General features: G+C 69.6%; 11 protein-coding genes and 1 rRNA gene. 1 reads left to right on the forward strand and 11 read right to left on the reverse strand.

The window, feature by feature from the left end; translation table 11 throughout:
* Positions 1 to 92 (forward strand): 5S ribosomal RNA (gene rrf, locus ACGFX9_RS36225); the annotation flags it as partial.
* Positions 93 to 184: 92 nt separating this feature from the next.
* Here rrf and ACGFX9_RS36230 read toward each other — a convergent pair.
* The 11 genes from ACGFX9_RS36230 to ACGFX9_RS36280 all read right to left on the reverse strand — a co-directional run bounded on the left by ACGFX9_RS36230 (position 185) and on the right by ACGFX9_RS36280 (position 13,129).
* The gene (locus tag ACGFX9_RS36230) at positions 185 to 856 is read right to left on the reverse strand and encodes a response regulator (RefSeq protein WP_393483414.1); all 672 of its coding nucleotides are present in this window, start codon (positions 854 to 856) and stop codon (positions 185 to 187) included.
* Positions 853 to 2,160 carry a sensor histidine kinase gene (locus ACGFX9_RS36235; RefSeq protein WP_393483417.1) on the reverse strand — a complete coding sequence of 436 codons (1,308 nt, stop codon included), beginning with the start codon at positions 2,158 to 2,160 and terminating at the stop codon, positions 853 to 855. Before ACGFX9_RS36235 ends, ACGFX9_RS36230 begins: the two co-directional genes overlap by 4 nt.
* Before the next feature lie 25 nt (positions 2,161 to 2,185).
* Positions 2,186 to 2,983: an ABC transporter permease gene (locus ACGFX9_RS36240; RefSeq protein ID WP_393483420.1), complete on the reverse strand. Its 798-nt coding sequence runs from the start codon at positions 2,981 to 2,983 to the stop codon at positions 2,186 to 2,188.
* Positions 2,980 to 3,915: an ATP-binding cassette domain-containing protein gene (locus tag ACGFX9_RS36245; RefSeq protein WP_393483423.1), complete on the reverse strand. Its 936-nt coding sequence runs from the start codon at positions 3,913 to 3,915 to the stop codon at positions 2,980 to 2,982. The genes ACGFX9_RS36240 and ACGFX9_RS36245 overlap by 4 nt, the downstream gene beginning before the upstream one ends.
* A 109-nt stretch (positions 3,916 to 4,024) precedes the next feature.
* On the reverse strand, positions 4,025 to 5,563 hold the full coding sequence (locus ACGFX9_RS36250; RefSeq protein WP_393483426.1) for a type IV secretory system conjugative DNA transfer family protein: 1,539 nt from the start codon (positions 5,561 to 5,563) through the stop codon (positions 4,025 to 4,027).
* A 3-nt stretch (positions 5,564 to 5,566) separates the two neighbouring features.
* Positions 5,567 to 6,997: an ATP-binding protein gene (locus ACGFX9_RS36255; protein WP_393483429.1), complete on the reverse strand. Its 1,431-nt coding sequence runs from the start codon at positions 6,995 to 6,997 to the stop codon at positions 5,567 to 5,569.
* A gap of 17 nt (positions 6,998 to 7,014) precedes the next feature.
* The gene (locus ACGFX9_RS36260) at positions 7,015 to 8,574 is read right to left on the reverse strand and encodes an SCO6880 family protein (RefSeq protein WP_393483432.1); all 1,560 of its coding nucleotides are present in this window, start codon (positions 8,572 to 8,574) and stop codon (positions 7,015 to 7,017) included.
* Positions 8,571 to 9,938 (reverse strand): hypothetical protein, encoded by a 1,368-nt coding sequence (locus ACGFX9_RS36265; RefSeq protein WP_393483436.1) that lies wholly within the window; start codon positions 9,936 to 9,938, stop codon positions 8,571 to 8,573. Before ACGFX9_RS36265 ends, ACGFX9_RS36260 begins: the two co-directional genes overlap by 4 nt.
* Positions 9,928 to 10,770 carry a hypothetical protein gene (locus tag ACGFX9_RS36270; RefSeq protein ID WP_393483439.1) on the reverse strand — a complete coding sequence of 281 codons (843 nt, stop codon included), beginning with the start codon at positions 10,768 to 10,770 and terminating at the stop codon, positions 9,928 to 9,930. The genes ACGFX9_RS36265 and ACGFX9_RS36270 overlap by 11 nt, the downstream gene beginning before the upstream one ends.
* A gap of 209 nt (positions 10,771 to 10,979) precedes the next feature.
* Positions 10,980 to 11,288 (reverse strand): hypothetical protein, encoded by a 309-nt coding sequence (locus ACGFX9_RS36275; RefSeq protein ID WP_160505898.1) that lies wholly within the window; start codon positions 11,286 to 11,288, stop codon positions 10,980 to 10,982.
* 236 nt (positions 11,289 to 11,524) lie between these two features.
* Entirely contained in the window at positions 11,525 to 13,129 is a 1,605-nt protein-coding gene (locus ACGFX9_RS36280; RefSeq protein ID WP_393483442.1) for a hypothetical protein, read from the reverse strand.
* Between the last annotated feature and the right edge of the window lie 242 nt (positions 13,130 to 13,371).

Here is a 13,371-nt window from a genome sequence, read left to right on the forward strand (position 1 = left end):
CGCCCGGTTACATTCCGAACCCGGAAGCTAAGCCTCACAGCGCCGATGGTACTGCAGGGGGGACCCTGTGGGAGAGTAGGACGCCGCCGAACTATCATTAACGGGAAACCCCCGCACCTTTGGTGCGGGGGTTTTCTGCGTTCCAGAGGAAACCCGAACGCAATTCACTCCGGACAGAGGCAATTCACTCCGGCCTCACCAATCGCGTGTCGTACGCCAGAATGACCGCCTGCACCCGGTCCCTCGCCCCCGTCTTCGCCAGAATGCGCCCCACATGCGTCTTCACCGTCGATTCCGCGAGGTGCAGCCGCTCCGCGACCTCCGCGTTCGTCCAGCCCTGCCCGATGACCGTCAGGATTTCCCGCTCCCGGTCCGTCAGCGAGGCCAGGCGCGGGTCACGGGAAGGCCCGGCGGCCTCGCCCGGGCGGGTCGGCAAGTGGTCGGCGTACGCGTCGAGGAGGCGGCGGGTCAGGCTCGGGGCCACGACCGCGTCTCCCGTGGCGACCGCGCGGATGCCGGAGAGGAGCTCCTCCGGCAGGGCGTCCTTGATGAGGAAGCCCGAAGCGCCGGCTCGCAGCCCCGCGTACGCGTACTCGTCCAGGTCGAACGTGGTGAGGATCAGGACGCGGGTGCGGTCGCCCGCGGCCACGATGCGGCGCGTGGCCTCGATTCCGTCGAGGCCCGGCATGCGGATGTCCATCAGGGCCACGTCCGGGCGGAGTTCTGCCGTCATGCGGACCGCCTCGCTGCCGTTGCCGGCCTCGCCAACGACCCTCATGTCGTCCTGGCTCTCCAGGAGCATGCGGAAGCCGAAGCGTTGCATCGGCTGGTCGTCGACGATGAGCACGGTCGTCACTGGGCGGATTCCTTGAATTCCTTGAATTCCTTGGGGAGATGGAGTTCTACGTGCCAGCCACCCGGCGGGTGCCGGAGCGGGCCTGCCTCAAGTGTGCCGTCGTAGAGGGCCGTTCGCTCGCGCATTCCCGTGAGGCCCCTGCCGCCGATGTCCGCGGCCGTCGGTCCGCCGCCCACACCTGTGTCCGTGACCGTCGCCCGCACCCCGTCGTCCCCGTACACGACCTCCACGGACGCCGTTGCCTCCGGGCCCCCGTGCTTGAGGGTGTTCGTGAGGGCTTCCTGCACCACGCGGTAGACCGTGAGTTGCCGACCCGCGGGGAGCGAGTCAGGGCGGCCGTGCACCGTGCCGCGTACCGGCAGGCCCGCGGCCCTGACGCCTTCGATGAGTTGGTCCAGGTCGGTGAGGGCCGGCTGGGGAGCGAGGGCGGCTGTCTCAGGGGCATCCTCCCGCAGTACGTCCAGGAGCCGGCGCAGTTCCGTGAGGGCCTGGCGGCTCGTGGTGCCGATGGCCGTCAGGGCTTGGGCGGCGCGCTCCGGGGACTTGGCGGCGGCGTACGAACCGCCGTCCGCGAGAGTCGTGATGACCGAGAGGTTGTGGCCGATGATGTCGTGCATCTCGCGGGCGATGCGCGTGCGTTCGGCGTGGGTGGCGATCTGCGCCTGCTGGTCCCGTTCGACTTCGAGCTGGCGTGCGCGCTGCACGAGCGAGGCCATGTACTCCTGGCGAGTGCGGACCGCGATGCCGAGCAGGGCGACGATCGCGAAGCTCATCATCGTCGGGACGACCTGTTGGTCCCAACTGCCCCGCGGGTAGCGGATGTGGCCGATCACGGGCGGCACCACGAGCAGCCCGTAGGACCAGGCCAGTGTCCGCGTGGGCAGCCGCATCGCGATGTTGAAGAGGACGATGAGCAGGATGAACGAGGCCTGGAGGGTCGCCCCGGTCCAGGTGTTGACCACCATCGCCAGGACCATGACGCCGTGGACGGCGAGCGGATGCCGGCGGCGCCACAGGAGCGGCACCGTGAAGGTCAGCGTCATCGTGGACACCAGCCAGACGCCGACCTCCTTGTTCCGCGCGATGTTGCGCCAACCGCCGGACGCGACGTCGGTGAAGGCGACGGCCACGAAGAACCCGGTCAGCAAGAGGTCCCAGACCAGCGGTCGCCTCCGGTCGAAGGCGCGCACCCACTGGACACCGCGCTCGACGTACCGCGTCAGAGGCTGGGCGCCCGCGGACCAGTCGTGGTCGCGGGCGCCCTGGCCGCCGCCGTCCGGGCGCTGTGGGTTCGGGAGGGTCACGGCCTCATCCTCGTACGGCATCGGCTCATACGTCGCGTCGCTTCAGGAGATACGCCGCCACTGCCAGGGATGCCACCGCCCACACGCACAGCGTCAGGAGGCCCGCGCCGGGAGAGAGGTCGTCGGACGAGGTGTGCAGGGCGGCGAGGGACTCGGCGGCGGGAAGCGGGAAGTAATTGAGGGCGTCCCGCACCGTGTCGTCCGGGATCATCGTGGCGAGCTGCGGCAGGAGGATCAGACCGCCGATGTACGCGCCGATCGCCCCGGGGACGCTGCGCAGGGCCGAGCCGAGGCCGAGCACGATGACACCGATGAGGGTGGTGCCGGCGGCGGAGCCGGCCAGGGCGCGCACGATGCCGGGGTCGCCGAGTGACGCCTCCAGATCGGTGCCGTCGAGGAACAGCTGGGCCAGCGGGAATGTGAGGAAGTTGGTGACCAGGAGGATCGCGAGCGCGATCGTCCCGAACACGGCGGTCTTCGCCCGGAGCACCGGCAGGCGGCGCGGCACGGCGGCCATCGTGGCGCGCACCATCCCCGTCGCGTACTCGCCCGCGGTGATCAGGATGCCGAACACCGCGATGGCGACCTGGCCGACCTGGGTGCCGAGCAGGGCGTAGGTGACCGGGTCGATCTCTTCCCCGGCGTCGGGCGTGTAGGTGGCGCCGAGGATCATGCCGAGGACGACGGTGAAGACGCTCGCCAGACCGAGCATGATCCAGGTGGAGCGGAGCGTCCACAGCTTGTGCCACTCGGAGCGGAGGATCCGGCGTGAGGTCAGGCGGTAAGGGGCGGTTGCCGTGCCGGTGCTCATGCCGGTGCTCATGCCGCTGCTCCTTCCGGCACGTCCGCGGTCACCGTCGCCACGTACTCGACCGAGTCCCGCGTCAGGTCCATGAACGCCTGCTCCAACGAGGCGGTGTGCGGGGTGAGTTCGAAGAGGGGAATGCCGTGCCGTGCCGCTGTGCGGCCGATGTGTTCGCCGTCCGTGCCGTGTACGTCGAGGACGCCCGGTTCGCCGCTCGTGATCTGTACGCCGGGTGCGGCGAGCAGCTCGCCGAGCAGGTCCGCCTCGGGGGTGACGACCTTGACGGAGCCGGTGCCCGATTCGCGTACGAACGCCTCGACCGTCGTGTCCGCGAGGAGCCTGCCGCGGCCGATGATGATCAGGTGCTCGGCGGTCAGTGCCATCTCGCTCATGAGGTGCGAGGAGACGAGGACCGTACGGCCTTCTGCGGCGAGGGACTTGAGGAGGTTGCGGATCCACAGGACGCCCTCGGGGTCGAGGCCGTTGACCGGCTCGTCCAGGATGACCGTGGCGGGGTCGCCGAGGAGCGCGGCGGCGATGCCGAGCCGCTGGCCCATGCCGAGCGAGAAGCCCTTGACGCGCCTGCGGGCCACCTCGTGGATGCCCACGAGGTCCAGGACCTCCTCGACGCGGCGGCGTGGGATGCCGTGCGTGTGGGCCAGGGCCATCAGGTGGTGGAAGGCGGTGCGGCCCGGATGGACGGACCGGGCTTCGAGCAGTGCGCCCACCTCGTGCAGGGGTGCGGTGTGCGCCGCGTACGTGCGGTCGCCGATGGTGGAGCGCCCGTGGGTCGGGGCGTCAAGGCCGAGGAGCATCCGCATGGTGGTGGACTTGCCCGCGCCGTTGGGGCCCAGGAAGCCGGTGACGGCGCCGGGGCGGACGGTGAAGCTCAGGTCCTCCACGACGGTCTTCTCGCCGTAGCGCTTGGTCAGTTCGTATGCCCGAATCATGCTTTTGATGCTGACGCCTGTGGGGGCGTGGAGCGTCGGACCAGGGGCGGGATGTGGCGTGGGTGGGTAGTACCCGGGTAGGACGGTGCCCCTGAGGGGCGGTGGTTGCCTAACCCGGGAGTTCCGCCTGCGGCCAGCGGGTGCGGGCCTGTTCGCGGGAGCGGAGGAGGGCCAGGGTGGGGAGGCCGCGGTCCGCGCCGGTGGACAGGAGCTCCGGGAGCTGGGGGAGCGGGGCCACGGCGGCCACGTCGTCCAGGACCAGCGTCATTGGTGGGTCGAGCCGACCGGAGGATGACCGTTCGGCCATGCGCCGGCCGTGCTCGACCACGCTTGAGGCGAGTGCCGTGAGGAGGGGCATCGCGCCCGGCCCCTTGGGCGACTTGGGGTCCTCGATGGGTTCACCCACCACGAAAAGCGTGCCCCCTTCATCGATGAAGGAATCCAGCGTGAGGGCATCAGTTCGGTTTGGGGTGCACGATTCCCGTACGTTCAGGGTGAAAAGGGAGGAGAGGGCGCGGGCCGTCAACTCCTGGGCCATGTCGCGGCGTTCCGGGTACGCGGTGAGCGCGGCCTCCAGTTCGCCCGCGGCCCCGGAGGAGGCCTTCTGGTGGGTGCGGAGGATACGGACGGCGTCCTGGACGCCGGTGCCCTGGGCCCAGCGGTGTACGTGCTTGATGGGGCGGGCGTCCACGGCTGCGGCGTGCAGGAAACTACGGAGGAGCGTTTCCGCGGTGTCGGCCACGGTGCTGTCCAGCTTGGCGCCTGGCCTTATGGCGGCCAGCAGGGCGGTGGCTCTCTGGGCTGCCACTGCCTTGTCCTCGCAGGCGGTGGTGGGGGACCAGTGCATTCTTGCCGGGGTGTCGCAGAGGTGGGAGGGGTCGTAGACCAGGACTGGGCCGAGCTTTGCCCGGGCGTCTTTTGTCTCCTCCCACAGGGTGGGGTCCGACGTGAGGACGAGTGCTGCGCCCTCGGCGTCTCGGATTGCCTCTGCGGCTAGGGGTCTGCGGGTTTCCTGGGGGCCCAGTACCAAGGGGGTACGGGGGGTGGGGACCTGGGCCTTCTCGATGCTCGGCGGTTCTTCGGTGCTGTGCCCCGCAGCGGGGCTGGCGCTCTGTTCATCGGCGCTCGGCGTCGTGGGCTGTGCCCACCCGTTCCGCCCTGCGGAACGATTGCCCACAGCGGGGGCGGCGGGGTGCATGTTCTCCGCCGGAGCCGGAGCCGGAGCCGCAGCAGCGTCCCGCAATCCGTCTGCTCGCCTCGCCTTCCGTACCGCCCGCCACCGCGTAACCGTCCCCATGACGAAGATCGTCAGGACGACCAGCACCATCAGCTGGCCGATCAGCAGCCCCCAGAACAGGCCGTACCCCGTGAGTTCGGCCGCCGGAGTCGCCGGCCACGCGCCCGCGATGTCGTGCGGTTGCTGGACCAGGTGCCGCATCGCCACCGGCGTATTGCCGAAGGTGACGTTCTTCGGCCAGGAGCCGTGGGAGAACGTGCCCGCCAGGCCCGTCGCCGACCAGACGAGGACCGTCAGGCCGAGCACGAAGGCGAGGCCGCCCACCAGGAGGCCGTCGGGGACGCCCCGTTCGCGTGACTCGCGGCGCCCGCCCCGTTCGCGGTACTCCGGTTCAGGGGACCGATATGCCATCGCTCATGCCACCCCTGAACGCGACGACGACGGCCCGTTCATCCCGTCCATCTGCTGCTCCATGTACGCCGCCCGCTTCTCCGTCTCCAGCTCCGCCGCCCGCAGCGCGTCCTCGCCGAGCAGTTGGTCCGCCGACGATTCCGTCATGGCGCGGTCGGTGAAGACCAGGGGGCGTTCGGTCTCCGTGATCAGGTGCTTGACCACCTGGACGTTGCCGTTCACGTCCCATACCGCGATGCCGGGTGTGAGCGTGGGGATGATCTCCACCGCCCAGCGGGGCAGGCCGAGGACCCGGCCCGTGGCTCTTGCCTCGTCCGCTTTCTGGGCGTAGATCGTTCGTGTCGACGCCATTTTCAGGATCGCGGCGGCTTCCTTGGCCGCGGCCCCGTCCACCACGTCGCTCAGGTGGTGGACCACCGCCACGAACGAAAGCCCGAGCCGTCGGCCGAACTTCAGCAGGCGCTGGAAGAGCTGTGCCACGAACGGGGAGTTGATGATGTGCCAGGCCTCCTCGACCAGGAAGATGCGCTTCTTCCTGTCCGGGCGGATCCAGGTGTGTTCGAGCCAGACGCCCACGATCGCCATCAGGATCGGCATCGCGATCGAGTTGCGGTCGATGTGGGAGAGGTCGAAGACGATGAGGGGCGCGTCCAGGTCGATGCCCACGGTCGTCGGGCCGTCGAACATGCCCCGCAGGTCACCGTCGACCAGGCGGTCCAGGACGAGCGCGACGTCCAGACCCCACGCCCGTACGTCGTCTATGGCGACGTTCATCGCTTCCGCCGACTCCGGCTCCGGGTGGCGCAGTTGCTCCACGATGTCCGTGAGGACGGGCTGGCGTTCGACGATCGTCTCGTTCACGTACGCGTGGGCGACCTTCAGGGCGAAGCCCGAGCGCTCGTCGAGCCCGTGGCCCATCGCGACCTCGATGATGGTCCGCAGCAGCGCGAGCTGGCCCGTCGTCGTGATCGCGGGGTCGAGGGGGTTGAGGCGGATCCCCAGGTCCATGGCGGCGGTCGGGTCGAGGCGGATGGGAGTTATCCCCAGCTCCTGGGCGATGAGGTTCCATTCGCCCACGCCGTCCTCGCCCTGGGCGTCAAGGACGACGACCTGGCGGTCCTTGAACCTCAACTGCCGCAGGACGTACGTCTTTTCGAGCGCCGACTTGCCGTTGCCCGACTCGCCGAGCACCAGCCAGTGGGGGGCCGGCAGCTGCTGCCCGTACAGCTGGAACGGGTCGTAGATGTATCCCTTGCCGGAGTACACCTCACGCCCGATGATTACGCCCGAGTCGCCGAGGCCGGGCGCGGCCGTCGGTAGGTAGACCGCCTGGGCCTGCCCCGTCGACGTACGCACGGGAAGCCTTGTCGTCTCGACCTTCCCGAAGAGGAAGGCCGTGAAGGCGTCGGTGAGGATGGTCAGCGGATCCCGCATCTTGGCAGCCCTCGCCTCTAGCGTCGGATGCCGGTCGCGAACGGCAGCGTGTTGACGAAGGCCCTGTGGTGCTCGCGGTCGCACCACTCCAGCTTCAGATACGACTTCCCGGCCGAGGCCCGGATGGTGCGCTTGTCGCGGGCCAGGGATTCGGGGGAGCGGGACGACACCGTGATGTAGCCGACGATGTTGACGCCGGCCGCGCCGCTCGCCAGGTCCTCGCCGCGCTGGTCGAGGCGGGAGTTCGAGGCGACGTCACGGGGGTCGACGGTGCGGTTCAGCTTGGCCTGGCGGCTGGCTTCCGCCTCGTCGTTCGTCTTCTCCGTCAGCATGCGTTCGATGGCGACCTCGGTGGGTTCGAGGTCCATCGTCACGGCCACCGTCCTGATGACGTCGGGGGTGTGGACGAGCAGCGGGGCGAGGAAGTTGACGCCCACGGGCGTCATCGGCCACTCCTTCACCCAGGCCGTGGCGTGGCACCAGGGGGCGCGGGTGGAGGACTCGCGGGTCTTGGCCTGGAGGTAGGTGGGCTCCATGGCGTCGAGTTCGGCGGGCCAGGCGTTGCGCTTGGTCATCGCCTGGATGTGGTCGATGGGGTGGTCCGGGTCGTACATGGAGTGCACGAGCGAGGACAGCCGCCCTTGTCCCAGCGGCTGCCGTACGCGGATGTCGGCTTCCTGGAGCCGCGAGCAGATGTCGGTCAGTTCGCGCGCCATGACGACCGCGAGCCCGGCGTCCTTGTCGAGCTTCCTGCCACCGTGGGGGCGGCTGGCGCGGGCCATCGCGTGGGCCTCTGCGGCCAGGTCACGGGAGTAGTGCATGCAGGCCACGAGATACGCGCGGTGCTGCTCGCTGCTGGTGGACACCATCGACTGGAGCTGCTCGTACGACTGCTGCAGCCAGGGCAGTGCCCGGTCGTCGCCTCGTACGCTGACGTCCTTGGCGTGGGCGTCGGGGTCGGCCGGGAGGGTGCGCGCGAGCATCTGGAGCCGCGTCACGAACCCGTCCCCATTGGCGACGTGCTTGAGGAGCGTGCCGAACCGGTCGACGAGCGCTTCTTGGTCCTCGGAGTCGCGAAGACCGACGCCCGGGCCCTCGATCTCGATGGCGGCGGTGACGGTCCGCCGGTCGGCGTGCAGGAGCACGGCGATCTCATCGGGCCCGAAGGGCGCGGCCAGCCAGTTGATGCGGCCGATCCCCGGCGGCGGGCCGACCTCGACCTCCCTGCCGTCGAAGCGGACGCCCGCTTCGGGGGTGGTGGAGCGGTAGGCGGTGCCGCGCTTGAGGGAGCGCTTGAAGCTGCGGTTGATCTCAAACCATTTGTAGAAGGTGCGGCCCTTGTAGGGGACGTAGACCGCCGCGATCGCCAGCATCGGGAAGCCCATGAGCAGCACGATGCGCATGGAGAGGACGGGGACGAGGAGCCCGCACATCATCCCGAGGAAGGCCCCCGCGATGATCAGCGCGATCTCTCCGGTCTCCCGGTTCTTGCCGACGATCGCGTTGGGCCGCGCACGGCCGATCAGATATGTGCGGCGGGGCGCGACCGGATGGGACATGTGGGACTGGGTGGTCATGAACGCCCTTCACCTCCCGAGCGATTGGTGCCTGTGGAGCCTGTGGTGCCTGCAGAGCTGTTTCCCGTGCCGCGGTTGCGCGCGTGCGGTGTGCTGGTCGCGCTGCCCCGGGGCGGGGGCGCGGCGGAGGGGACGGATCCGCCGCCGTTGGATGAGCCGCCGCCCCCGCTGGGACGGCTGCTGTGGGCGGCGACGCCGCCGCTCGCGGGGTTGGAGGGCCGCGCCTGGCCTCCGCCTCCGCCCCCTCCGCCGCCGCCTCCACGGGAGCTGTGCGTCTTGATGCCCTGGGAGACGAGGGACGCGGGGGAGGTGATGACGGCGGCGGCGCGGTTCTCGGCGCCGCGGGAGATGCGGTTGTTGCGGGAGCCCGCGATCTCGTCGCCGAAGCCGGGGACGAAGCGGTAGATCATGGCGCTCGCGAAGATGGCGAGCAGGATGATCGAGAGCCCGGAGACCACGGCGGAGAAGGAGTCGGGCCCGTCACCGGCGGAGAGGGCACCGGCCAGGCCGAGCACGATCACGATGATGGGCTTCACCAGGATCACCGCGATCATGATCCCCGCCCAGCGCCGGACATGCGTCCACAGGTTCTTGTCGACGAGCCCCGCGTACACGACGGTGCCGAGCAGCGCGCCGACGTACAGCAGTGCGGCCCGGATGACGAGCTCCAGCCACAGGACACCGGCCGCGAGGATCGACACGAGCGAGACGACGATCAGCATGATCGGCCCGCCGCCGATGTCCTCGCCCTTCTTCAGGGCGCCGGAGAACGTCCCGAAGAACGTGTCCGTCTGGCCGCCCGTCGATTTCGCGATGACGTCGGTGATGCCGTCGGTCGCCGATACGACGGTGTAGAGGATCAGCGGCGTAAAGGCGGAGGCGAGGACCGTCAGCCACAGGAACCCGATGGCTTCGGAGAGGGCGGTGGTGAGCGGGACACCCCGCACCGCCCTCTTCGCCACGGCGAGGAGCCACAGGAGCAGGGTCAGGACGGTGGACGCCGCGAAGACGACCGCGTACTGCTTGAGGAACTGGGGGTTGGTGAAGTCGACGTTCGCGGTGTCCTTGACGGCTTCGGACAACTTGTCGACGGTCCAGGAGGCGGCCTCGGCGCAGCCCTTTGCCAGGGAGGAGAGGGGGTCGAGGGTGGAGTCCAGGGGGGAGTCGGTGGGGTATTTGCTGCCACCGCCGCCGCCGCTGTCGTTGCCTTTTTCGCAGTACTCCTTGGCGGGGCCGTGGATCAGGTCGCAAGGGTCGTCTTTGGGATCCGGCGCTGCGAAGGCACGCGTCGCGAAGAGAACCGCTGTGGCCTGCACGGCTGCCACCGCCGTAGCCAGCTTGAGTACGTGACGGTTACCGGGCATAGGTGAACCCTCCGTACCCTTCGACTGCCTTGGCGATCTCGTCGGAGCCGGACGCCCGGTCGTCCCCTGGGACAGGGGCCGGGCCGTCCTTCTGGGAGTGCGTGATGGCCTTCCAGCCGTTGCCCGTCCATCCCAGCTTCATGGTGATGGTGAACCAGCTGTTGGTCACGGGCTTGGTGGACTGCTCGCCGGCCAGGCCGAGCAGGCCGCTGCACCAGACCTCCACCGTCGCCTTGTCGCCCGAGTAACTGGTGACCTTGGTGCCGATCGGGCTCGTGCGCGAGACGAACTGGTAGCCCTTCGGGGTCGAGCCGTCGCCGTTCAGGCCTACGTTCTTGAAGAAGGGAGCGGAATACGCCTTGTCGAGCCGTGCCTTGAACGAGCTAACGCTGGACGGTGCCATGACTGCCTGAAGGATGACGTCCCGCTTGGCTTTGTTGAACATGTCCGCCGAGCCAAGAGCCACCGCATAGTTCGCGGCAGCGGACTGCGCCCCCTGCTCACTCTTCGCGAACCCCGAAGGAATCCCCGAAGTCTTCCCGTCGACAGGCTTCTCCCCGGAGGCCGCGGTGGGTCCCGCCCCCGCCTTCTTCTCGGCGCTGTCCCCCGGAGAGGCATCGCCCCCGCTGTCACCACGGTTCGCGAAGGCGATGGCCGCGATGAGCAGCACCACCACGCCGACCACCGTCACGAGGCTCCGTGACGAAGAACGGCCGGATCTGCGCGCTCCCCCGTAGACGTCCTGGCCGCCGCCCTCACCCTCGGGCAGCCGGGTCCGGGTTTCGCCCGAGCCGCCGAAGGAGCCATTGTTCCGCTCATCGTCGAGATTCATGCCGCGTACGCCCCCTCAACCTCTCGGTGAACCGCCACGTACGACGGTAGCCGTGCTGGTTCCCGCGCGGGCGCGGTGTGGTGACTCGACATCAGGGAGTTGCAACCTCAGCCGGTGGGCACGACGGATGGGTGGGTCGGAGGGGGACAGAGGGAGGGGGACAAGGGGGGACGGGGACGTAAGAGGGGGATGGGAGCTGGTGGCGGGGGCTAGACCGCCATCCCGTACACGATGGTGAAGACCGTGCCGAGCGATCCGATGATGAAGACGCCGGTCAGGCCCGCGATGATGAGGCCCTTGCCCTGCTCCGCGCTGAAGGTGTCGCGCAGCGCCGTCGCGCCGATGCGCTGCTTTGCCGCGCCCCAGATCGCGATACCGAGACAGAGGAGGATGGCGATCGCCATCACGACCTCGATCATCACCCGTGCCTCGTTGCCCAGGCTCCCGAAGGGCCCCCAGTCGGGGGCGATCCCGCCGATGATGGTGGTGATGTCGCCTTTTTCGGCTGCCATAAGCATGTGTAACTCACCGCCCCTAGTGGGTTGTTCTGTCACCTCTGCCTACCGCAGTACAGAGGACAGCTCATTCTCGCCGACAAACGGGCCAGTGCATGTCGACTTGGCGTCATTCGTTGGCTGAAACGCATGGTCACTCTGTGTATCACGGTGAGTGACGCCGGGCAATGACGGCCCGGCGTGCCCTCTGACCAGGTCTCATTCTGACCTGGTCCGGTGACGGAGACTCACATCATGGGTTATGTAAGCCCGTCGAGGCCATCCAGGTCGCCGAGACCGCCGCCCGTCACGACGTAGGAGCAGTCGGTGTAACGGTATCCGGGCTGGATCTTGCTGCCCTCGGTGTTGTTGCGGACGCTTCCCGCGGTGCTCGAGCCTCGCTTGTAGAGGAAGTGGTAGTCGCCGGGCGGCAGGTGGAGGGTTGACTTCGGGTAGCCCTTGCCGGCCAGGCAGGACTTCTTGCCCTGGACCTTGCTGGTGTACGTCTTGCAGTTGCCGCACGCGGCGAGCTTGAGGCTGCCGGTGGTGGGGCCGGTGTAGAGGACTTCGAGCGGTCCGGGGCCGCCGTTCTCGATGACGTACGTGAGTTTCGTGCCGCCCGGTGACTTGGCGGGCGGCAGGCTGCGGCCCGCCGAGGGGCGGGCCGTGGCGATCTCGGCGGCGATGGCGATCTGGTGGGCGCGGTCGCGCTTGCCGTTGCCCTTGTAGGCCTTGCGGAAGTCTTCGAGCGTCTTGGCCGCCGCGCTGAACTTCCCGTCCTTGAACTCGTCCACACCGCAGGCGTACGTGCCGGACTCCACCGCGCCCGCCGCGTCGCTCGACAGTCCGCCGCCCGCGTCGTCGGGGAGGGACTTGACGGTGGCGCCGATGCTGCGGAGTTCGTCGGTGGCGCGGCAGGGCTCGGCGCCCTTCAGGTCGGCCGAGCGTGCGTCGATGGCGGACTTGATGGCGGGCTCGACCTTCGCGGCCTGGTCGGAGTCGGGGAACGTACGCAGAAGCTCGCCGAATTCGCCGCCGCCGGTGGCTTTGGCGGTTCCGAGTCCTTGGCTGCCGCACTCGTAGAGCGAGGTGGCAAGGCGGTCGTCGGGCCAGGTGGCGAGGGTGCCGAGGCGGTCCTTGCCGAGGGAGCCGGGGAGGGTGCGGAGGTACTTGAGGGGCTCAAGGGCGTCGCAGTACTTCCGCGCGTCGTAGGGGGCGGCGACGGACTTGTAGTACGCGGTGAGGCTCTCCGGCACGCGGTCGGCCGCCTTCGATCCCGCGTGGTCGTCGCCGAGGTCGCGGTAGATGGCGAGGGCGGAGCGGTAGTCGTCCTCGGCGGCGTCGAAGGTGCGGCCGTCGGCGGCCGTCACGAGCTTGTCGGCCTTGTCGAGCCGGTCGAGGAGCATCTCCTCGATGGCGTCGTCGCGTGCGGCGTCGTACGCGATGACGCCGCCGGCGGGGACGGCGAGCAGGACGAGCCCGAGCCCGACGGCGAGCGGCGCGCGCAGGGGCCAGTTCTGGTGCGTACGGAGGGCACGGCGGGCCCCGTCGGCCGCGGCGAGGAGCAGGAAGGCGAGGAATCCGATGAGTACGCCGCCGGGGACGCCGTCGACTTCGGCGGGAAACGCGAGGAAGAGGAGCGCGGCGGTCGCGCCCCAGCAGAGGGCGGCGAGGAGCCACCGCTTCAGGAGGACGTAGCCGAGGCCGAGCCCGGTGAGGTTCAGGAGGGCGGCGGAGAGGGCGCGGACGGGGTCGGGGGTGGGGGTGGGAGTGGGCCCTGGAACGGCTGCGGGTGGGGCGTAGGTGGGCGGGGCGCCTGCCGGTGGGCCGTAGGCGGGCGGGGCCGCGGGAAGCGGCGGCGCCATGGGGGGCGGCGGCCCGAACTGGGGCCCGGGGGGTGGCTCGGCGGCAGGGGCAGTGCGTGGGGCTGCGCCCGGCGCGGGGCTGTGCTCTTCGCCGGGGGGTGCGGTGGGGGGCTGCTGGGTTTGCTGTGTTCCCGGGGCTGCGTCTGGCGCCGGGCGCTGCTCGCCATCGGGACTGCCACTGCGTGGGCCGTCTACCTCGGTGGGGGCGGCGTCGCCGGGGGGTCCGCCGGGAGCGGCATCAC

The sequence above is a fragment of the Streptomyces sp. NPDC048436 genome (genome assembly GCF_043200355.1).
In the GTDB taxonomy this organism is placed as follows: Bacteria; Actinomycetota; Actinomycetes; order Streptomycetales; family Streptomycetaceae; genus Streptomyces.

What these genes read in the sequence shown, in the direction of transcription:
- ACGFX9_RS36280 (WP_393483442.1), bottom strand. Translation starts at nt 13,129, where the DNA reads ATGGCGCCGCCGCTTCCCGCGGCCCCGCCCGCCTACGGCCCACCGGCA.
- ACGFX9_RS36260 (WP_393483432.1), bottom strand. Translation starts at nt 8,574, where the DNA reads ATGACCACCCAGTCCCACATGTCCCATCCGGTCGCGCCCCGCCGCACA.
- ACGFX9_RS36275 (WP_160505898.1), bottom strand. Translation starts at nt 11,288, where the DNA reads ATGCTTATGGCAGCCGAAAAAGGCGACATCACCACCATCATCGGCGGG.
- ACGFX9_RS36245 (WP_393483423.1), bottom strand. Translation starts at nt 3,915, where the DNA reads ATGATTCGGGCATACGAACTGACCAAGCGCTACGGCGAGAAGACCGTC.
- ACGFX9_RS36265 (WP_393483436.1), bottom strand. Translation starts at nt 9,938, where the DNA reads ATGCCCGGTAACCGTCACGTACTCAAGCTGGCTACGGCGGTGGCAGCC.
- ACGFX9_RS36250 (WP_393483426.1), bottom strand. Translation starts at nt 5,563, where the DNA reads ATGGCATATCGGTCCCCTGAACCGGAGTACCGCGAACGGGGCGGGCGC.
- ACGFX9_RS36270 (WP_393483439.1), bottom strand. Translation starts at nt 10,770, where the DNA reads ATGAATCTCGACGATGAGCGGAACAATGGCTCCTTCGGCGGCTCGGGC.
- ACGFX9_RS36240 (WP_393483420.1), bottom strand. Translation starts at nt 2,983, where the DNA reads ATGAGCACCGGCATGAGCACCGGCACGGCAACCGCCCCTTACCGCCTG.
- ACGFX9_RS36255 (WP_393483429.1), bottom strand. Translation starts at nt 6,997, where the DNA reads ATGCGGGATCCGCTGACCATCCTCACCGACGCCTTCACGGCCTTCCTC.